General features: G+C 34.3%; 16 protein-coding genes. 8 read left to right on the top strand and 8 right to left on the bottom strand.

Features of this window, described 5'->3' with window-relative positions; all coding sequences use genetic code 11:
- Nucleotides 1-48 precede the first annotated feature (48 nt).
- The 5 genes from QO200_RS13590 to QO200_RS13570 form a co-directional block, all read right to left on the bottom strand.
- Entirely contained in the window at nucleotides 49-912 is an 864-nt protein-coding gene (locus tag QO200_RS13590; RefSeq protein ID WP_371540989.1) for a putative zinc-binding metallopeptidase, read from the bottom strand.
- Nucleotides 913-925: 13 nt separating this feature from the next.
- The gene (locus QO200_RS13585) at nucleotides 926-2,407 is read right to left on the bottom strand and encodes a RagB/SusD family nutrient uptake outer membrane protein (RefSeq protein WP_371540988.1); all 1,482 of its coding nucleotides are present in this window, start codon (nucleotides 2,405-2,407) and stop codon (nucleotides 926-928) included.
- Between the two features lie 9 nt (nucleotides 2,408-2,416).
- On the bottom strand, nucleotides 2,417-6,130 hold the full coding sequence (locus QO200_RS13580; protein ID WP_371540987.1) for a SusC/RagA family TonB-linked outer membrane protein: 3,714 nt from the start codon (nucleotides 6,128-6,130) through the stop codon (nucleotides 2,417-2,419).
- A gap of 161 nt (nucleotides 6,131-6,291) precedes the next feature.
- Entirely contained in the window at nucleotides 6,292-7,401 is a 1,110-nt protein-coding gene (locus QO200_RS13575) for a FecR family protein (RefSeq protein ID WP_371540986.1), read from the bottom strand.
- Nucleotides 7,402-7,491: 90 nt separating this feature from the next.
- Nucleotides 7,492-8,100, bottom strand: a complete 609-nt coding sequence (locus QO200_RS13570; protein WP_371540985.1) for an RNA polymerase sigma factor — start codon at nucleotides 8,098-8,100, stop codon at nucleotides 7,492-7,494.
- A 433-nt stretch (nucleotides 8,101-8,533) separates the two neighbouring features.
- On the opposite strand from QO200_RS13570, the gene QO200_RS13565 reads away from it, so the two are divergent.
- Both QO200_RS13565 and QO200_RS13560 read left to right on the top strand, forming a co-directional pair.
- The gene (locus tag QO200_RS13565) at nucleotides 8,534-8,704 is read left to right on the top strand and encodes an SdpI family protein (protein WP_371541001.1); all 171 of its coding nucleotides are present in this window, start codon (nucleotides 8,534-8,536) and stop codon (nucleotides 8,702-8,704) included.
- A gap of 240 nt (nucleotides 8,705-8,944) precedes the next feature.
- Nucleotides 8,945-10,225: an MFS transporter gene (locus QO200_RS13560; RefSeq protein WP_371540984.1), complete on the top strand. Its 1,281-nt coding sequence runs from the start codon at nucleotides 8,945-8,947 to the stop codon at nucleotides 10,223-10,225.
- Nucleotides 10,226-10,298: 73 nt separating this feature from the next.
- On the opposite strand, the gene QO200_RS13555 is transcribed toward QO200_RS13560, so the two are convergent.
- Nucleotides 10,299-11,003 (bottom strand): T9SS type B sorting domain-containing protein, encoded by a 705-nt coding sequence (locus QO200_RS13555; protein WP_371541000.1) that lies wholly within the window; start codon nucleotides 11,001-11,003, stop codon nucleotides 10,299-10,301.
- A gap of 9 nt (nucleotides 11,004-11,012) precedes the next feature.
- Nucleotides 11,013-12,392 carry a T9SS C-terminal target domain-containing protein gene (locus QO200_RS13550; RefSeq protein ID WP_371540983.1) on the bottom strand — a complete coding sequence of 460 codons (1,380 nt, stop codon included), beginning with the start codon at nucleotides 12,390-12,392 and terminating at the stop codon, nucleotides 11,013-11,015.
- A 196-nt stretch (nucleotides 12,393-12,588) separates the two neighbouring features.
- Between QO200_RS13550 and QO200_RS13545 the strand changes: the two genes are divergently transcribed.
- The 4 genes from QO200_RS13545 (at nucleotide 12,589) to QO200_RS13530 (ending at nucleotide 18,449) form a co-directional block, all read left to right on the top strand.
- On the top strand, nucleotides 12,589-14,793 hold the full coding sequence (locus QO200_RS13545) for a radical SAM protein (protein WP_371540982.1): 2,205 nt from the start codon (nucleotides 12,589-12,591) through the stop codon (nucleotides 14,791-14,793).
- A gap of 178 nt (nucleotides 14,794-14,971) precedes the next feature.
- On the top strand, nucleotides 14,972-15,457 hold the full coding sequence (locus QO200_RS13540; RefSeq protein WP_371540981.1) for an acetyl-CoA carboxylase biotin carboxyl carrier protein subunit: 486 nt from the start codon (nucleotides 14,972-14,974) through the stop codon (nucleotides 15,455-15,457).
- Nucleotides 15,458-15,461: 4 nt separating this feature from the next.
- Complete coding sequence (accC, locus tag QO200_RS13535) at nucleotides 15,462-16,904, top strand: acetyl-CoA carboxylase biotin carboxylase subunit (protein ID WP_371540980.1); 1,443 nt, start codon at nucleotides 15,462-15,464, stop codon at nucleotides 16,902-16,904.
- 3 nt (nucleotides 16,905-16,907) lie between these two features.
- Complete coding sequence (locus QO200_RS13530; RefSeq protein WP_371540979.1) at nucleotides 16,908-18,449, top strand: acyl-CoA carboxylase subunit beta; 1,542 nt, start codon at nucleotides 16,908-16,910, stop codon at nucleotides 18,447-18,449.
- Nucleotides 18,450-18,660: 211 nt separating this feature from the next.
- Here QO200_RS13530 and QO200_RS13525 read toward each other — a convergent pair whose 3' ends face one another.
- On the bottom strand, nucleotides 18,661-19,095 hold the full coding sequence (locus QO200_RS13525) for a DUF4268 domain-containing protein (protein WP_371540978.1): 435 nt from the start codon (nucleotides 19,093-19,095) through the stop codon (nucleotides 18,661-18,663).
- 84 nt (nucleotides 19,096-19,179) lie between these two features.
- On the opposite strand from QO200_RS13525, the gene QO200_RS13520 reads away from it, so the two are divergent.
- Both QO200_RS13520 and QO200_RS13515 read left to right on the top strand, forming a co-directional pair.
- A complete protein-coding gene (locus tag QO200_RS13520) occupies nucleotides 19,180-19,830 on the top strand; it encodes a CoA pyrophosphatase (protein ID WP_371540977.1) in 651 nt (216 codons plus the stop codon).
- A 122-nt stretch (nucleotides 19,831-19,952) separates the two neighbouring features.
- Nucleotides 19,953-20,762, top strand: a complete 810-nt coding sequence (locus tag QO200_RS13515; RefSeq protein WP_371540976.1) for a lysophospholipid acyltransferase family protein — start codon at nucleotides 19,953-19,955, stop codon at nucleotides 20,760-20,762.
- Nucleotides 20,763-20,826 lie beyond the last annotated feature (64 nt).

The following is a 20,826-nucleotide window of genomic DNA, read 5'->3' as shown; positions in this document are numbered from 1 at the left end:
TAAAATAGATTTTTTAAAATAGACTTTTTTAAGAGCCTCTTTAACTTACTAATTTCCGTTAATTACAGCTGTTGTGTTTTTCTCTGCTTCGTCTCTCAGCAGATAAAGGTCAATTCCGTAGGCATCTTTGTAATATTTTACAACTATAGCTTCTTTTGCTTTAATACTTGTTACGGCAGTCGTACTTGTAATTCCAGCAAGAATCGCAGCATATTCAGCTTTTGAATTGATTAGAATCGTTGCAGCAGTTTCTGCAAAGTCTTCATTAATATTTGACTTAGCATAAGCAGTTAAGAATCCTTGTTCTAGTGCTGCTGCATCAGTAGTGTTATACCATGCAGAAGAATAACCAGAAGGTGTGATTTTAGCTAATGATTTTTCGTCAAACGGCTTAGTCTGGTTCAAAATGTGAATATATTCGTGTTGTATAGTATGAACAAAACGCTTGATATTTGCACGATTAGTTTTATTAACATTGTCAGTTTCAAAGAAGGTTATCCTTTTACCACCTTCGGCTAAACCCAAGGTAACGGTTCCTGTTGTATTTAAATTAACTCCCCCTACAAGAACAAATTCTCTTGGAGCAATAATTTTTACAAAATTAGGTCCAGCAACAGTTTTATAACTGTTCAACCATATTTTTTGAATAATTTCAAGTACTGGTTGTACTTTAGACTGTAGTGGAGGAAATAAAAATCTATTATTGTCTACTGCATTCTGATTCCATTTATACTGAACATTGATGTTGTACGGGTTCAGATAATTAGTATCGATCCAATTGTCTAATGCTGTTTTAGACGGTGTTGATAAATCTAATTGGCTTTCTTTTAGTGGTTCGTCACCTGAACAAGCCCCTAGAAGTACTACCGCAGATAGTAATACTATTGTCTTATATTTATTTAATGTTTTCATAGCTCTGTTTTAATTAACTTGGATTTTTTTCAACTCCTGTATTAGTTACGTGTAAAGGTATTTGTATAGCTCTACGTTTATCATCCTTTACTAATATATTACTTGGTTGGTTGTAGATTTTGTGCGTTACGGGTATGTTAAAACGCTTGATGTCAAACCATCTAAGTCCTTCATGTATAAATTCTATTCTTCTTAACTCAGCAACCGCTTTGATGTATGAAGCCTGAACTGGTGTTAAAGTATAGAATGGAGTATATTCATCAGTTATGACAGGGTACTTAGCAACAATTTTTGCTTCAGTTACTTTATCTGTAGTTGCTGAATATCCAGTTGTACGTATAGAGAAGAAGTATTCCATTTCGGTATTCGCTAATGCAAACTCATTCCTCATGATGTGCGCTTCAATTTTATTAAGAAATAATTCCTCATTACTCAATAAAACATTTGTTACATATGGAAGACCAATACCTGCATTGGCATTAGTGTACTTAAAGTATTCAACAAATTTTGGTAAATATATTGATATAGAACCATTGCTAGAAAAACTACTAACTAACCAACTTTTATTAAATAAATTAGTTGCTGTTCCAAAAACGGTATTTCTTTCAGCACCTGACAAACCAAACCTATTGCTTCTAATTGTTCTATTGTACAAAGAAGAAGTTGATACCACTAATAAATTAGTGTTTTCAGAAGCTTGCGAATAGATGTTAAATCTTGTTGTAGTATCTAGAAGATTGTAATCTGCAATACTTCTCAATTTACCTACTGGTTGACTACTTAAATCATTTGAATTTAATACTACTTTATCCCAGTCTCCTTTTACAAGATAGAAACGGCTTGCAAAAGCTTTTGCCGCTGCTTTATTGAAATGAAATTTTGGTTGAGTATAATCATCTCCCACGTATTTTAATCCTTCCACAATATCACTTTCAATATTAGCAAATACTTCAGCTACGGTGTTTCGAGTGTATGTTTTTAACAATACAGTTTCAGGTTCTAGTACATAAGGAATTCCAAGGTCTGTTGCAGCTGTAGCTGGATTGTATCTTTGTGAAAAGATACTTACTAACATAAAATGTGAGTATGCTCGAGCCATAAAAGCTTCTCCTCTTTGTGCATTTAAGTTAGCTGGGTTACCAAGCTTACTTATGGCTTCAATTGCTTGATTTGCATGCGCTATGGCAACATAACAAGCATCCCAATAAAATGCAGGAGTATCTCTTGTAATATCGTCAGCCATCTGCCAATTGTAATTTTGACTGTTTTTAATAGTCGTAGCAGGCAGGTTTTCACTGTCAGACGCATTGTCAGTCATTGTTTCAGCAAAGTCCATGTAGCTAGCTTCAGGATATGCATTAACTAATATTTCAGATATTTTATCTGGGGTATCTAATTGTGTTCTGTTGTCAGGAATTTCAGAAAGAAAATCATCACAACTGCTACTAAGTCCTAATATTACAAGGAGGGTTAGGGTTATTTTTATTTTTCTCATGTTTTTTTATTAAAATGATACGTTAATAGAGAATGTATATTGGCTCGTGATTGGTTGAGAAACACCACCTGATCTATAAAACTCAGGGTCTTGACCATTAAGTTTTTTATCAGAATAGATTAAAAGTGGGTTTGCTGTTGATGCTTTCATAGAGAAAAGATTAAGACCCAATTTTTTCTTTAAATCTTTAGGAAACTCATAACTTATTGATACGTTTTTCAATCTTACGAAAGTTCCATCAGCAATACGCTCGTCTGAAAAATTATATGCATTATAAGCTCTTGTCAAATCTTTTGACTGTGAAGCATAATTTGCAATCAATCTTTGATCTGCAATTACAGGAATATTTGTTAAAGCTTCATCACCAGCATTTATCCATCGGTTTGTGAATTCTTTTGTAAATACTGTCAAGTCATCATATTGATCAGAATAGATCGGATTTAAACGTACTTTATTTCCTCCAGCAGCAACGATAAACACATTCAAAGACCAATTGTCATAGGTAAAAGTATTAGAGATACCTGCTGACTTATTTGGCTCAATAGAACCTTCATATTTCAAGTATTTTGTAATATCTTCCGTATCTTGAAAATTGGCACCTGTAACATTGTCAACTATTCCGTCTGCCATTACAAAAGTGGGTAATCCTTGAGTGTTCAATCCTGTGAATTGGTAAGAGTACAAAGCATTTCTTGGGTGACCTACTGAATTTCCTCCTGTACCGTCAACTAAACCTAAAACAGATGGCTCGTTTTGTAACTTTGTGATTTCTTGGTTATAAACAGAGAAATTGAAAGAAGTCGACCATTTCAGTCTTGTGTTATTTAAATTTTTTGTAGAAAGTGAAAACTCAATACCTTTTGTTTCCATATCTGCATTGTTACCTTGTTTTAATTTTTGCCCTCCAATTCCTGAAGTGGTAACAAAATCTACTAAATCAAATGCTTTACGACTATAAACATCTGTTGTAAACTGAACTCTATTGTTAAACAAACCTAAATCTAAACCAATGTTAGTTTCAAATTGTTTCTCCCAAGTTAAATCTCCATTTTGAAGTTCATCGATGTTCAATCCTGTTTCTCTATCTGATAAGTTTAAACGATCAGTAATGAAACTTTTATAGATAGCTAATGAGTTGGTTGCTGGACCTGCTGTTGCAGTTAGACCGTAAGAACCTCTTAAGCTTAATGTATTGATTGCTTTTACATTTTTCATGAAGTCTTCCTCCATAACATTCCATTTTCCACTAAAAGTGTATGTAGGTAGCCATCTTGAAGAAGCGCTATTTCCTTGTCTGTTCGAGCCATCATAACGGCCAGTGATCGATCCAGTATAGCGTCTGTCGTAAGTATATCCTACTTTACTAAAGAAACCAACAGTTCTTTCTCTTTCTTCATTAAAACCATAATAAGATTCTCCACCGTTTATTAGTTTTTCTAATAATCTAGGATCTGTAAAAGCAGTTAATCCTCTGTCATATTGTAAACCAAAAGCAGTAAAATTATTACTATTTCTATCAACAGACCTAAGTTCTTGACCAAATAAAGCTTCTAGCTCATGTTTGTTGTTAAATACATTTTTATAGTTAAAACTATTTCTAATGTTATAAGAAGTTAATTCATTTGAAAACTTTCTTAAGATACCACCATTAGGTAAAACAGAAACTTTTGGAGCAGTTAAGTCGTCAGGATCTTGGTACAAAAAGATATTTTGATCTCTTACGATTGTAGTTTCTTGAGCGTTATATGCACCCACGATATTAGATTGTTCAAGAATATTATGTTCTCTAGTTGTATTAGCATAACGAGCATTAGCTGTGAAGTTATACGTCAACTTTGGATTTATTTTGTAAGCCAAATCTGCTTGAAAGCGAATGTCTTTAACCTTAATGTCCATATAATTGTTTTGTAATTCTTCAATTATATTTATTGGAGCCCAGTTGTTTCTATAATATTCGTAGTTTCCATTGTCATCATAAGGTCTTAATGCTCTATTTGTATTTAAAACATAATTAAATGGATTAATATCAAAATCTCTAGTTGTGCTTCCGCTAACACCATCCTTAAGACTGTCGTAACTTCCTGGAGCTGATTGATCTCTAACAGATGCCTGAGTTGATAACGTTAGGCTAAACTTATCATTTATAAAAAAAGTGTTTTTAATATTTGATGTCAATTGATTTACACCGTCAGCAAGTGTCCATCCTGGATCATGGTAAAAACCAAGAGATGCAAAGTAAGCATTGTTTTTTCCTCCACCAGAAAAACTTAGCGAGTGGTTTTGTGTAATAGATGGTCTAAACAAAACTTTAAACCAGTTTGTATTTGCTAATTCATATTTTTTTAAGAAAGCATTTCTACTTGGTTCATCATTTTTAACACCATAAGTTCCACTAGTTTGATCATAAGTGTTAATGGCGTTTGCAAGAATGTTGTAAACACCTCCGTAACGTCCTTGAGAGGTTTCAGGTAAACCAAGGAATCCTTTTGATTCAATTTCTTTAAGAATGCTCATTGTTTCTTGAGAGTTCAAAATATCATATTGACTGTAGTTAGGAACTGTTCTTGCCGTTTGTTCTAATGAATAGGTAACACTTAATGGAGACTCACGTCTTCCTTGTTTAGTAGTCACAACAACAACACCGTTCAAAGATCTTGAACCATAAATAGAAGTTGCTGATGCATCTTTTAATATTTCAATACTTAAAACGTCATTAGGGTTTAATCCTGCAATTGAAGAACTCAATAGAGTTTCTGAATTTCCTGATGCTAAATCAGCAAAAGAAAGATTTACGATATCTTCTTGAACAATACCATCTATTACCCAAAGTGGCTTTGTATCTCCAAAAATAGAAGAAGAACCACGTACGGTAATTTTTGGGGCTGTACCAAAAGTACCAGTAACATTTTGAACCGTTACTCCGGCTGCTTTACCTTCAATCATTCTACTGATATCTACAACACCTTCAACTAGTAAATCTGTTCCAGTGATCTTGCTTATAGCTCCTGTAAAAGTTCTTTTGGATGTTTTCTCATATCCCGTAGTAATTACTACTTCATTTAATTTTTGTCCAAATTCGCTCAGAATTACTGTAATTGGAGTTGATTTTATTGCAACTTCCTGTGTTTCCATTCCTATGTAAGAAATAACAAGTAGGCTGCTGTTTGCAGGTACATCAATGGTGAAATTTCCATTTAAATCTGTCAATACAGATATTTTAGTTCCTTTTACCATTACCGTAGCTCCAGGTAAAGGATTTCCACTTTCGTCAATAACTATTCCTTTGGCAGTAATAGCAAAAATAGTATTGTCTAGAAACGATTTCGGTAAGTTTGAACTTAATAAACCATTAGTTTGCGCAGTTGTATTTTGCAATATAATTTGATTACTTACTTCAGAATAATTAATATTAAGCGGTAGTAAAATATTAGCAAGTATTGATGATAATAACTCATTATTTGCTTTGTAACTCACTTTTTGATTCAGCTGACTTATTCTTGAATTATATGAAAATTTAACATTCGCTGTTTTCTCAAGTTGAACCAAAGCATTGTATAAGCTTAAGTTTTCAATATTAAGAGTAACTTTAGTGTCTAATTTCTTTTGACCTTTAACACTATTTGCCATGGTAACAGTGGAAAACACAAAGGCCAACAGTAATTGAAATAACGTTATTTTCATGATTCGGAAGAGTAATCGTTGTTTTACAACAGGTTTTTTCATAATTTTGGTTTGTTTTAATTAGTACTTTTTAACGGGTATTATAGGGACAACACAAATTGCTTTTTACAGAAAGACAATTTGATTCACTTAAGCGTCGAATATGTTAGAGCATTTTCGGCGCTTTTTTATTTTTAGGTCATGTTACATAGGCATTAAATAAATTAATTACAACCATCTGAAGAGATGATGATTTGGTTTCCGTTCATTTCATAACTTGTATTGTTTCCTAGCGCTTTGCAAATGATTTTAAGTTTTTCTGGTAGAGGCTGGTCAATTAGTGAAGTCGTAAGATGACATTCTTTTAATTTGTCTTTAGGAAACTCAATGTTTACTAAATAAGCTTGTTCCATTGTTTTGAAGATCTGACTAACGGGAATGTCAGTAAAATCAAAACTTAATTGTTCTATAGTTCGAGCAGAATGGATTAAAGTTTTATCTTTTGTAATATCTGTGATTTTATCGAACGTTGAATTTTTTCGAGTAAAACGTAGTGCTTCATTAGGAAGCAATGTGATTTCCTCCTTTTTATGTGAACTTGATATACTTTCATTAGACTGCACTTTCACCTTTCCTGTTCTTACAAGCACTTCTACATTTGGCTCGTTCGAAAATGCACTTATCCTAAAACTAGTTCCAACTACTTTAGTAACGATTTCATTGGCAAAGACTAGAAATGGTTTTTTAGGATTTTTACTAATTTCAAAAAATGCTTCACCAGATAAATAGACTCTTCTTTCGTTTCCTACAAAATTTTTGGGGTAACTCAATTTACTTTGTGGTTGTAATAAAACAGAGCTTCCATCGGATAAAGTAATTATTTGCGACTTATTTGAATTATTGGTTTGTTCAACAAGCCCCTCATCATTATTTTCTTGAATAAGTTCATTGTAAACTTGAGTAGAGTTCGTAGGGATAAATAAATGACTGTAGGTCCATGAAGTAATTAAACCAAAAACCAAAACTGCCGCAACGGACCTTAGCCAATTATTATTCCATAATTTTATTTCTCTATTTTTTGAAGTTTCATTATTTTCAATTTTATTCCAAGTAGCTACTAATGCCGTTTGAATAATTGATGTGGGTAAGTTATTTTCAGGAACCTTCATTGCTAAGATCCATTGTCTGGATTCTTCAACTAATTTGGCTCGAATAGGATTTTCTAATGTCCATTCTTCCCAGTTTTCAAAGTCCGCATTTGTGCGTACCCAGGACTGGAATGATTCATCAGATAAAAAATCTTCTATTTCGGTATATTTATTACGTTTTTGCATCTAAAAATAAGGTTACAAAGAGATAAAGGACAGTTTTCTTATTATATACTCAGTAAATTAAGATTTTATTTTAATTTATTTAAGATAAAATTATAATATACTGTAAGACAATAGTATTAGTAAAGGAATGTTGGTGTTCCATTCTTTGCGTAAGTTGAGTAATGCGCGGTGTAATAAATTATTAGCTGATTGGTAATTGACGTCCAACATATCAGCAATTTGCTCTACACTTAGTCCCTGGTGGTATCTAAGGTACAGCGCTTCTTTTTGTCTAGAAGGTAAAAGATTAATTAGTGTGTTAAGTTGACGTACCTTATCGGCGGTGCTTTCGTCGATAATTAATTGGTGTTCGATCGAAAAATCAAATAAAAATTGAATCGTATCTGTTGAAGTTGTTTTACTAAAAATATGGTCGCGTTCCTGTAATCTAGCAATTCTTTTTCGAACACTAGATAATAGATATGCTTTTACATTATCGGTGTCGCTCAAAGAATGTTTATATAACCAAATATCAGCAAATACATCTTGAATACAGTCTTGAACTTTTTCAGAGTGGTTTGAAAAAGAATTTCCATATCGTAGTAAATGCTCGTAATACTTTTCAAAAAGCACTGAAAAAGCTTTTTCATCTCCTGCTTTTAGCTGGCTCCATAGTGCGGAGTCATCAAGAGTTGTAGTATATTTTGATTCTATTTTCAAAGCAGAAGATCTTATTTTATCTATTAAGGATATGTTAATATTATGTAATTTTACGGTTAAAAATATAGATGAGCAAATAAATATGCTAAAACTATATTAAATTAGATGATTTAGTTATAAAAGGAGATTAAAAATATTTGATTCGTAAATTTGAAGGTTATAATTATAGGTTTCTTTATTTAAAGAAATTAGTTTTATCACAGCTCGTTAAATGTTATTGAAGTGTATTGTTTCTTATAGCATAAATATGATGTATTTAATAGGATAATAATTGGGTTTGTTTTTTAAGATCCCAGTGTAAGACTTTAGTTCTTTTACTTTGAAATGCATTGGTGTGGGAGAAATTAGATTTATTTATATGACTAAATAGTCATTCAATAATCGGGAAAAATCGTTTTTTGTTTTAGTATATAAAGTGCAGTCATGAGTTCTTATTGAAAGAAACTCAAATTTTATTTTTATTCCACTTGGTGCTTTATTTATAGCAGTAGGGAATTATTTTAAAGTAATCCAGCCCAATTATTTTATTGGAATAAAAACGTCTCGGAGATTAGAGAGTAAGGAAGTTTGGAAGTTACCACATGCTATTGTAGGTAATTTGTGATTGTCAGAGGATTGATAATAGTATTGAGTAGTCTGACAATTGCTAAAACTATTTTTATTTATGTTTTTGTAGTAGTAGTAGTAGTAGTAATATCTTTGGTGCCAATTGTTTATTCTTATTTCAAATTTATAGAGTTAAAAGAGCAGGATTGATTTCTTGAAAAGTCAATGTTATTGGGACTAAATTCATTTGTTACTTTCGAAAAATAACATCAATTTTACAAAAATATTTTACCTTCCTATGAAAGATAGTTCACATCCGAAAAAAGAAAATTCATTAAAACATGTTCTTTTTGGTAGTTTAATTGGTACAACGATTGAGTTTTTTGATTTCTATATTTATGCTAATGCGGCAGTTTTAGTTTTTCCTCAATTATTTTTTCCATCTGCAGATAGTACCAATTCGGTTTTACTATCCTTAGCTACTTTTTCTATAGCTTTTCTTTCTCGACCTCTTGGTTCGGCAGTTTTTGGTCATTATGGAGATAAAATTGGTCGCAAGACGACATTAGTAGTTGCTTTATTGACGATGGGAATTTCAACGGTGAGTATTGGTTTTTTACCTAGTTATGCGAGTATCGGAATTGCAGCGCCGTTATTATTGATGCTTTGCCGTTTTGGCCAAGGTGTTGGTCTAGGCGGTGAATGGGGTGGAGCCGTGTTGTTAGCTATCGAGAACGCTCCGCCTAATAAACGCGCATGGTATGGTATGTTTCCGCAATTAGGTGCGCCAATAGGTTTGTTGCTTTCTGGTGGAACTTTCTTGATTTTAACAGATACTATGAGTTCTCAAGATTTTCTTGATTATGGATGGAGAATTCCTTTTATAGCAAGTTCGTTATTAGTCGTAGTTGGTTTCTATATCCGATTAAAAATTACCGAAACTCCCGCTTTTGAAAACGCAAAAAAAGAAGAAGAAGTGAAGGTTCCCTTTTTTACTCTTATAAAATTTTATAAAAATCAGTTGATTTTTGGAACATTTGCTGCTATCACGACTTTCTTAGTTTTTTATCTAATGACGGTTTTTACATTGAGTTGGGCAACATCAGATTTAGGTTATTCTAAAAGAGATTTTTTGCTAATGCAGTTGTTTTCGGTGTTGTTTTTTGCACTGTTTATTCCTGTTTCGGCACTCATGGCAGATCGTGTTGGGCGTAGACAAATGCTTATTTATGCTACAACAGCAATTGCTTTATTTGGTTTTGTATTTTCATTTTTCATGAATTCAGGGAGTCCTGTTCTAGTAACACTATTTTTATGTGTGGGAATGGCTTTGATGGGATTTACTTATGGTCCATTAGGAACATTCTTATCAGAATTATTTCCTACAAATGTTCGTTATTCAGGTACCTCTTTAGCATTTAATATGGCAGGGATTATTGGAGCCGCGTTTGCACCTATGATTGCGATTTGGTTGGCAACACATTATAGTTTAACTTACGTAGGTTTTTATTTGACTTTCGCAGCTTGTATCTCTTTGTTTTCTTTGTTGGTAATTAGCAAAAAGGAACATAAGTTTTAAATTTGGATAAACACAAATTCACGAAAATTTTAAAAAATAGCGCAAAGTTTATTCAATTTTGCGCTTTTTATTTTTATCGTTTTAGGCTAAAATGACCTTTGTACTCATTTCCATTTACTCTGGTTACTATAAACCAATAGTCAGTAGCCGGAAGTTCATGACCATTGAGCATCCCGTCCCAAGAGTTGTTGTGAGTTAATTCTTTTAGGAATTTACCGTATCGGTCAAATATTTTTATACTTAGTGTCGTCTCTAAATCTGAAAACTTGATTTTCCAGGTATCGTTAAAGCCATCGCCGTTTGGGGTAAAGTATTTTGGGTATGCTAATGATGTATCATCATCTATTATTAAATCACAATCTGCAACCGCTAAAAGTCGGGTGTTTATTAAAATTCGATTGCTTTCACAATCAGCTATAGTTTGTGAAGCGTAATAATTACCTCCATTTTTTAATACTGTGGTTTCAGGAATTTGTAATCCTATTGTCAGAGAATCGTACCATTTTATGTTTTGGCCGTTTATAATTATATTGTTTAAAGATGCATTTTCGGTAATGCAAAATGATTGCGGTGAAGTTGCTACTGGTTCTGATAGACTATTGATTACAACAATAGTAGATTTTGTATCGTCACATCCACCAGTTCCTGTTATAGTGCATGTATATTGACCACCTTGCAATGGAGCTGCATTAAGAATGAATGGGTTTTGTTCAGTGGATAAAAAGCCATTTGGACCTGTCCAAGAATAGTTTGTTCCACCATTAGCAGAGAGTTGTATGGTTTTACCTTAACAAATTGGAGAATTACTACTTGCGGATAAACTTTGAGAACATAGCTTAAGCTTAACTACCCATAAATCCTGCAACCCACTTTTATTTTCACTTTTGTCTCCTGATTTATCAGATTGAGACCATCCCAATGTTACATATCCTCCATCTTTTGCTTGCACAATAGATTGAGGCTGGTCAAGATTATCACCGCCTACCGTTTTGTCCCATTCAAATTTACCAGTTGAATCTAGTTTCACTATCCAATAATCTCGGTCTCCCCTTGAAGCTTCGGTTTTATATGCTGAAATTCCCGAGTAGGACATGATGCCAAGAATAAAGCCATTATCGGAGGTCATTCGAATATCAGCAAATGCTTCAGTACTATCTGCGCCAATATCTTTTTGCCATAATATTTGCCCTAGGCCGTTTATTTTTAAAAGCCAAACGTCATTTGAGTTGTTTACTGTTTTTTCCGTTTTGTCTCCAGAAATATTTGAAAAAGAGTCTCCTCCTAAAATATAATTGCCATCGGAGGTAGCTATTATAGATTTTAAATAATCACCATTATCCCCTCCATAAGTTTTTTGCCATATGATTGAGCCTAGAGAATTAATTTTTATGATCCAGTAATCGCCTCCACCTCGTGAGTTATCAGTTTTGTCCCCTGAAATCCCTGAATGCGATGATCCCGCTAAAATATAACCGCCATCTGGAGTTTTGACAATAGATTGAACCCAATCAGAATTACTGCCTCCAAATGTTTTTTGCCACATTATATTTCCAGATGCATCGATTTTAATAATCCACATATCAAGATTTCCGCGAGAATTGTCCGCTTTTTCACCTGAGATATCAGAATTCGAAGATCCTCCAATAAGATAGCCTCCGTCAGAAGTTTGAATAATTGATGTTAATCGATCTACCCCGGTTCCACCAAAAGTTTTATCCCAAATAATATTTCTGTTAGCATCTAGTTTTACGACCCAATAATCATCATTTCCTCTTGAATTTTGAGTTTTTTCTCCTGATATTCCTGAAGAGCTGTATCCGCCAAGGATGTAACCACCATCGGTTGTTTCCTTTCCAGAAGTTAAATGATCATAATTATTTCCTCCAATTGTTTTTTGCCATAATAAATTACCAGAAACGTCATCAATTTTTAGTAACCAATAATCACTTGCGCCTCTCGAATTCTCACTTTTATCACCAGAAATATTAGAGTGAGAATATCCTCCCAAAATATAATTCCCATCCTTTGATACTTCTATAAAATCAGCCCATTCTGTATCATTACCTCCAATCGTGTTTTGCCACTGAATTGTTTGGGAGTAGGTCTTTATATTGAGAGCGAATAAAATTATTAAAGCAAATATACCGAGTTTGTAGTTTTTAAACATAGATCTTTAAACGTGTTGGAAGCAAAATATTATTTTGAAGTGTAGATTGTAAATATAGATAAATATGTAGAAACCCAAATAGTTTTTTAGTATGACACACTTTTTTAAAATTAATACAACCACAATAAATTTGTCTTTTAATCTTTTCGTGGAAAGAACACAAATAACCCTTATTTTTGCACAAAACTTATTTCCTTTGAAAACCAAATTATTTCTCATTACGCCGCCTTTTACCCAACTGAATACACCGTATCCAGCAACCGCTTACATAAAAGGGTTTCTGAATACCAAAAGCATTGATTCTGTTCAGGCAGATTTAGGGATCGAAGTGATTTTGAAATTGTTTTCGAAAGATGGGCTTTTAAATTTGTTTAAAGTTTCAGGTTTAAAGTTTCAAGATTCAAAAAACACGATTTCAGATAACTCCAAACGTATTTTTGCATTGCAGGATGAATACATCAAAACTATTGATGCGGTAATTCGTTTTCTGCAAGGAAAAAATCCAACATTGGCCTTGCAAATCTGCCAAGAAGATTATTTGCCGGAGGCTTCTCGTTTTGCTCAGTTGGAAGAACTCGATTGGGCTTTTGGAAGTATGGGGACGCAAGACAAAGCGAAACATTTGGCCACTTTGTACCTCGAAGACATCTCTGATTTTATTGTAGAATGTGTGGATGACAATTTTGGTTTCAGCCGGTATGCGGAACGTTTGGGTAGATCAGCCAATTCTTTCGACGAATTGTACGAAGCTTTACAACAAGAACTAACTTATATTGATGAAGTTTTACTTTCGATTCTAAAAGAACGAATAGAAACTATTCAACCTACATTATTCTTAATTTCTGTTCCGTTTCCTGGGAATTTATACAGTGCTTTTAGATCAGCGCAATGGATTAAAAACTACCATCCTGAAATTAAAATTACCATGGGAGGCGGTTTCCCAAATACTGAATTGCGTTCTCTTTCGGACGAACGTGTTTTTGAGTTTTTCGATTACATTACATTAGATGATGGCGAAGTGCCTATTGAGGAATTAATAGCCAATATTGAAAACCCGAATCACAACTCCTTCAAAAGAACTTTTCTTTTAGAAGATGGCAAAGTAGTTTACAAAAATAATTCCCTAAAACCAGATTACAAGCAAGCACAAGTGGGCACGCCAGATTATTCTGATTTGCCTTTGGATAAATACATCTCGGTTATCGAGATTGTAAACCCTATGCACCGCATGTGGAGCGATGGACGTTGGAATAAACTCACGATGGCACATGGTTGTTACTGGGGGAAATGTACTTTTTGTGATATTTCATTGGATTACATCAAAATCTACGAACCAGTTGCGGCTAGTTTACTTTGCGATCGTATGGAGGAAATGATGGAGCAAACAGGAGAAAATGGTTTTCATTATGTAGATGAAGCTGCTCCTCCCGCTTTGATGCGTGCGCTGGCACTCGAAATACTTCGAAGAAAATTATCAGTGACTTGGTGGACAAACATTCGATTCGAAAAAAGCTTCTCCAGAGATTTGTGTCTGTTATTGAAGGCATCGGGCTGTATTGCCGTATCTGGAGGTCTCGAAGTAGCCTCAGATCGTTTGTTGAAATTGATAGACAAGGGAGTAACGGTGGAGCAAGTAGCCAAAGTCACCCGCAATTTTACCGAAGCAGGGATTATGGTACATTCCTATTTGATGTATGGCTATCCAACTCAAACAGTTCAGGAAACGGTGGACAGTCTGGAAATGGTGCGTCAATTGTTTGAAGCAGGAGTATTGCAGTCTGGTTTTTGGCATCAATTTGCCATGACGGCACACAGTCCAGTAGGTATGTATCCAGAGAAATTTGGCGTTGTTAAAGAAACGGAAGTCATAGGGACTTTTGCTAATAATGATATTAACTATATTGACTCCACAGGAATAGATCACGACAAGTTTAGTTTTGGACTCAAAAAATCATTATTCAATTTTATGCACGGAATCTGTTTCGACTATGAACTGCAGGACTGGTTTGAATTTAAAATTCCGAAGACTAAAATTTCCGAAGACTATATCTTTAATGCTTTGGAAGTAGCGGAAGACTTTAATATAAAAGCAACAGCCAAAATTGTTTGGTTGGGAGGAAAGCCTTCGGTTGATCATTTTACCAAATCTAAAAAAGGAAATTCTTGGGAAATGATGACTTTGACTTTTCATGACAAAAAAGAAAGTTTTAGCATTCAAACAAATAAGAAAGAAGGAGAATGGTTAGTAGCTATGCTTCAGAAAATAGCAGTAACTAATATTAAAATTCTGACTTTTCAGGAAATTAAGAGCGATTTCGAGAGTAATCTGGAGGACTTCGAATTGTTTTGGTACTCAAAGCCAATTAACACTTTAAGGGAGTTTGGGTTATTGGTTCTTTAAAGATCACACTAGCTTTTTTATAAAAGAGTTTTACATAACTCGAAAGTTTAAAGGAAGGAATGAAATTTATATTTTCAAAATATAGTTGTATAACTATACCTTTTTAGCATAAATCTGTCTTTTTATATTACGAAAACGTTTTCTTTTACTTATTTTTACGACCATAAAAATTGCATTAATGAGTGATAGCTATAAAGTAAAAGTAAATGATTCTTTTCAATTTGATTTTGATAAAGAACAAGTTTCGCAGCTCGACGCTGTAAATATGGATGCTAAAACATTCCATGTACTACACGAAAACAAACCCTACAAAGCGGAGATTCTTTCGGCTGATTTTAATCATAAAACCTATATTGTAAAAGTAAATAACAACAGCTATACTGTTGCTATTTCTAATGATTTAGATCAGCTTATACATGAATTGGGATTTGAGGTAGGATTGACCAAGCAGATCAATGCGATCAAAGCACCTATGCCGGGATTGATATTGGAAATTAGTGTGGTAGTGGGACAGACAGTAAAAGAAAACGACAGTCTGTTAATTCTGGAAGCCATGAAAATGGAAAACAGTTTTCTTTCTCCACGTGACGGAATTATTAAATCAATATCAGTACTGTTAGGAGATGCTGTAGATAAAGGGCAGTTATTAATTGAATTTGAATAAGCATATGAAAAAGATATTAGTTGCCAACAGGGGAGAAATTGCCATTAGAGTAATGAAGACCGCCCAGAAAATGGGTATTAAAACAGTGGCTGTTTATTCAACAGTCGATAGAAATGCACCACATGTCAAATTTGCTGATGAAGCAGTTTGGATAGGAGAATCACCTTCGAATCAGTCTTATTTATTAGGGGATAAAATTATTGAAGTGGCCAAATCATTAGGAGTGGATGCCATTCATCCAGGATATGGTTTTTTGAGTGAAAATGCTGATTTTGCTGAAAAAGCAGAACAAAACAACATCATTTTTATAGGGCCTAAATCGAAAGCCATACATATAATGGGAAGTAAGTTAGCTGCAAAAGAAGCAGTTAAAGCATACAACATTCCGATGGTTCCCGGTTTAGACGAAGCGATTACCGATATTGAAAAAGCAAAAGTAGTTGCCAGAGAAATAGGCTTTCCTATTTTGATTAAAGCTTCTGCTGGTGGTGGCGGTAAAGGGATGCGTGTTGTGGAGAATGAAGAAGAGTTTGAAAGCCAAATGAAAAGAGCAATAAGCGAGGCTATAAATGCTTTTGGTGATGGTTCTGTTTTTATAGAAAAATATGTTGCATCTCCGCGTCATATCGAAATACAAATCATGGCTGACAGTCATGGGAATATTCTTTATTTATTCGAAAGAGAATGTAGCATACAACGTCGCCATCAAAAAGTAATAGAAGAAGCTCCTTCTTCGGTATTAACACCAGAATTGCGTAAAGAAATGGGCGAAGCAGCCGTATTAGTTGCCAAGTCTTGTGATTATCTAGGAGCAGGAACTGTAGAATTTTTATTGGATGAAAATAATAATTTCTATTTTCTTGAAATGAATACTCGCTTGCAAGTAGAGCATCCCGTGACCGAATGGATTACTGGACTGGATTTAGTAGAACTACAAATCAAGGTTGCTAGGGGAGAAGCATTAGAAATCAAGCAGGAAGATTTAAAAATAAAGGGACATGCGTTAGAGTTGCGTGTATATGCAGAAGACCCCATGAATGATTTTCTTCCAAGTGTTGGACATTTAGATGTGTACCAATTGCCTGTTGGCGAAGGTATTCGTGTGGATAACGGTTTTGAGCAAGGAATGGATATACCAATTTATTATGACCCAATGCTTGCTAAGTTGATCACATATGGCGAAACCCGAGAAGAGGCTATCCAAATTATGATCAAAGCAATTGATGGGTATTTGGTAGAAGGAGTTCAAACTACTTTGCCTTTCGGTAAATTTGTTTGTGAACACGACGCTTTCCGTTCTGGTAATTTTGACACGCACTTTGTGAAAAAATATTACAGTGCTGACTTGTTGAAAAATCAATTGGCACAAGAAGCTGAAATTGCCGCGATGATCGCTTTGAAGCAATATTTTGAAGATCAAAAAATAGTACGATTACCAAATCAATAAATTATGGAGTCTAAAATAAAAGAATTAAACGATAAAATTGTTCAAGCCCATATGGGTGGAGGTAAAGATAGAATTGCAAAACAACACCAAAAGAAGAAATTAACCGCCAGAGAGCGCGTTAACTATTTGATGGATGAAGGTTCTTTTGAAGAAATTGGGATATTGGTGACACACCGTACGACAGATTTCGGAATGGCAGAAGAGCAGTATTACGGCGATGGTGTAATTACCGGATACGGAACCATCAATGGAAGATTGGTCTACGTTTTTGCCCAGGATTTCACCGTTTTTGGTGGAGCTTTGTCTGAAACACATGCTGAAAAAATCTGTAAAGTTATGGATATGGCAGTAAAAATGGGTGCTCCTATGATTGGATTAAACGATTCAGGTGGTGCTCGTATTCAAGAAGGTGTTCGCTCTTTGGGTGGTTATGCTGATATTTTTTATAGAAACGTACAAGCAAGTGGTGTTATTCCGCAAATATCTGCTATTATGGGGCCCTGCGCCGGTGGAGCGGTATATTCTCCTGCTATGACAGATTTTACCATGATGGTAGAAGACACCAGTTATATGTTTGTGACGGGACCCAATGTAGTGAAAACGGTGACTAATGAAACCGTAACTTCAGAAGAACTGGGAGGGGCAAGTACGCATTCTACTAAGTCAGGTGTGGCACATATTACTTCTGCAAATGATGTAGAATGTCTAGAAGATCTAAAAAAATTGTTGAGCTATTTACCACAAAGTAATAAAGAGACGACTGCAAAGTTGCCTTATGAATTAAACGATGAGCTACGAGAACAATTAGCAACTATAATTCCTGATAATCCGAATAAGCCGTATGACATGCATAATGTTATTGCAGGGATTATTGATGAAGATTCCTTTTATGAAGTTCATAAAAATTATGCCGAAAATATTATTGTAGGCTTTGCCAGATTAGGCGGAAGAAGCATTGGTATTGTGGCAAATCAGCCCTTGTACTTAGCCGGAGTTTTGGACGTGAACAGTTCGAAAAAAGCGGCACGATTTACCCGTTTTTGCGATTGTTTCAATATTCCTTTGTTAGTCTTGGTAGATGTACCTGGTTTCTTGCCAGGAACAGATCAAGAGTGGCATGGCATTATCGTACACGGTGCTAAACTGCTTTATGCTTTAAGTGAAGCTACCGTGCCTAGAATTACAGTTATTACCCGTAAAGCTTACGGTGGAGCTTATGATGTGATGAACTCGAAACACATTGGTGCCGACATGAATTATGCATGGCCTACTGCCGAAATTGCGGTGATGGGAGCCAAAGGAGCTTCAGAGATTATCTTTAAGAAGGAAATTAACGAAGCAGCAGATCCTGCAGCTAAACTTTTAGAAAAAGAAGCGGAATATGCAAAGTTATTTGCGAATCCTTATACTGCAGCTCAAAGAGGTTTTGTGGATGAGGTTATATTGCCAGAAGATACACGCAGAAAATTGATTAAAGCATACAGTATGCTTGAAAATAAAGTAAGTGTTACCCCTAATAGAAAGCACGGAAATATTCCGTTGTAGTCTTTAGAAGTTATAAGAATAGACTACACTTCTCGTTTGTAGGATACAAGTAGTTTCTAAAGATCGACTAGCACTCTATTTTAGGATTAAAAAAAAGCGATTATTGAATAGTAAAAATTCTATTTAATAATCGCTTTTTTACTTGTAAGAATATAATATCAGTGCTGTCGAAAGCACGAAAAACAAAATTAATAAAATCAGTTTTTTTCGACTATGCTATGTCTTTTATAAAATCATCGTATTCTGAATAGAAAAGTTCCAAAGCAGTCATTTTTTCATTATAAAAAGCAAATATTTCGTCCCAGTAGTTTCTGTTACTAACACTTACTCCTAGTTTTTCAACCCATATACGACTGATTGTTTTCCCGTTTTCAAGAACGTAGTCTCTTTCAAATACTAAATCGGCAATAAATTCGTCTGCCAATATATTTTTTAAGGCTTCTAGTTTATCAAAATAAGCATTTCGGGTTTCGTTATTTCGATGCTCAATATCAATTAAAACTTGGGCTTTTTTATTGTCTACATAAAACTTAAAAGAGAAGTCTTTAATTTTTGTGTCATATAACACCCATTTACGAGGGAATTTTTCTGCGAATGTCACCCAGAACTCTCTCTTTAATTTTTGAGTTTCTTCTTTGCTATACATTTTGATTGTTTGATTATTAGAAAATTTGCGAACTATTATTTTCTAGAGTACATTTACTTTAATATGCAAAAATAGACTTTGATTATGGATTTTCAACATTTTTTAGAATATGTTCCTCACTTCGCTCAAGCGAAACTTCCTGCGATGGAGGCGCATCTTAAAATGGCTCCATTTGAAAGAATGGAAAGCTTAAAAAATGCATTTAGTGAAAATAAAGACCCAAGAATGGCGGCGGTTATGATGTTGTTTTACCCAAAGAATGGGATGACACATTTAGTTTTAATTGTACGGAACTCTTATGAAGGCGTTCACTCTGGGCAAATAGCATTCCCTGGAGGGAAATGGGAAACAGAAGATGCAGATTATTCTGTGACGGCTTTACGGGAAACACATGAAGAGGTGGGAATACTTCCTAATCAGATGGAAATTATTAAATTATTTACGCCTACCTATATACCACCAAGTAACTTTATGGTCTATCCATTTTTTGGTATCTGTAAAGAGGAGGTGTGTTTTGTGCTTGATCCAACTGAAGTTTCTAGTATCATTGAATTGCCATTATCGGTCTTTCTGAGCGACAAAATAATAATTGAGGCAAATATGACGACTTCTTATGCCACGAATATTAATGTTCCTGCTTTTGAGATTGAAGGGCATGTTGTTTGGGGCGCTACCGCGATGATGCTTAGTGAGTTAAAAGATGTGTTGAAGTCGGTTTTGGATTCAGAGAAATGATTAGATAAGCAGTGAGTAATCAAGCTTCTTATTTCGACCGAACACATAGTTATAACAATAGAGTACAAAAAATAAATTTCGTAAGTTTGTAATCCAAATTTACAAGATAAACACACAATTTTATGGGGTTAATTAAGAGAAATCCTTTTGGGCACATTCTTTTTGTGAAGAGATGGTTGATTCGAATTTTCGGAGGCGTTACCCATAGGCGTTATAGAGGTTTCAATGAATTACAGATTGAAGGCTCAGAGATTATTAGAAATTTACCAGACACTAACGTGCTTTTTATATCGAATCATCAAACCTATTTTGCTGATGTTGTTGCTATGTTTCATGTATTTAACGCTAGTTTAAAGGGGAGAGAAAACAATATAAAAAATGTATTGTACTTATGGAATCCCAAGTTAAACATCTATTATGTGGCCGCCAAAGAAACCATGCACGCAGGTTTGTTGACAAGGATAATGGCTTATGCTGGTGCCATTACGGTAGAAAGAACCTGGCGTGAAAAAGGAAAGGATGTTACTGATAAAAAAGATGTTAACCCTAATGATACGGAGAATATTAAAATAGCACTCAAAGATGGTTGGGTAATCACTTTTCCGCAAGGAACAACTAAATCTTTCAAACCTGTTCGTAAGGGAACGGCTCATATAATTAAAGAGCACCGACCTATAGTGGTTCCTATTGTTATTGACGGTTTTCGTCGTTCATTTGACAAAAAAGGGCTTCGTATGAAAAAGAAGGGAATTCTTCAATCATTTATCATCAAAGAGCCTCTTGAAATTGACTATGAAAATGATTCTATTGACGACATCGTAGAGAAAGTAGAGTATGCAATCGAGCAACACTCCTCTTTCTTAAAAGTAATTCCATTAGAAGAAGTCGAAGAACAAGAGAAATTAAATACACTTCGTAAATGGGAATATTAATAACTTAAGAAAATCCCTTTTTTATAATAATATAAACCCAGCAATCACTTAAAATTGCTGGGTT

It is taken from the genome of Flavobacterium sp. Arc3 (genome assembly GCF_041431375.1).
In the GTDB taxonomy this organism is placed as follows: Bacteria; Bacteroidota; Bacteroidia; order Flavobacteriales; family Flavobacteriaceae; genus Flavobacterium.
This window is presented reverse-complemented; position numbering and strand designations above follow the sequence as displayed.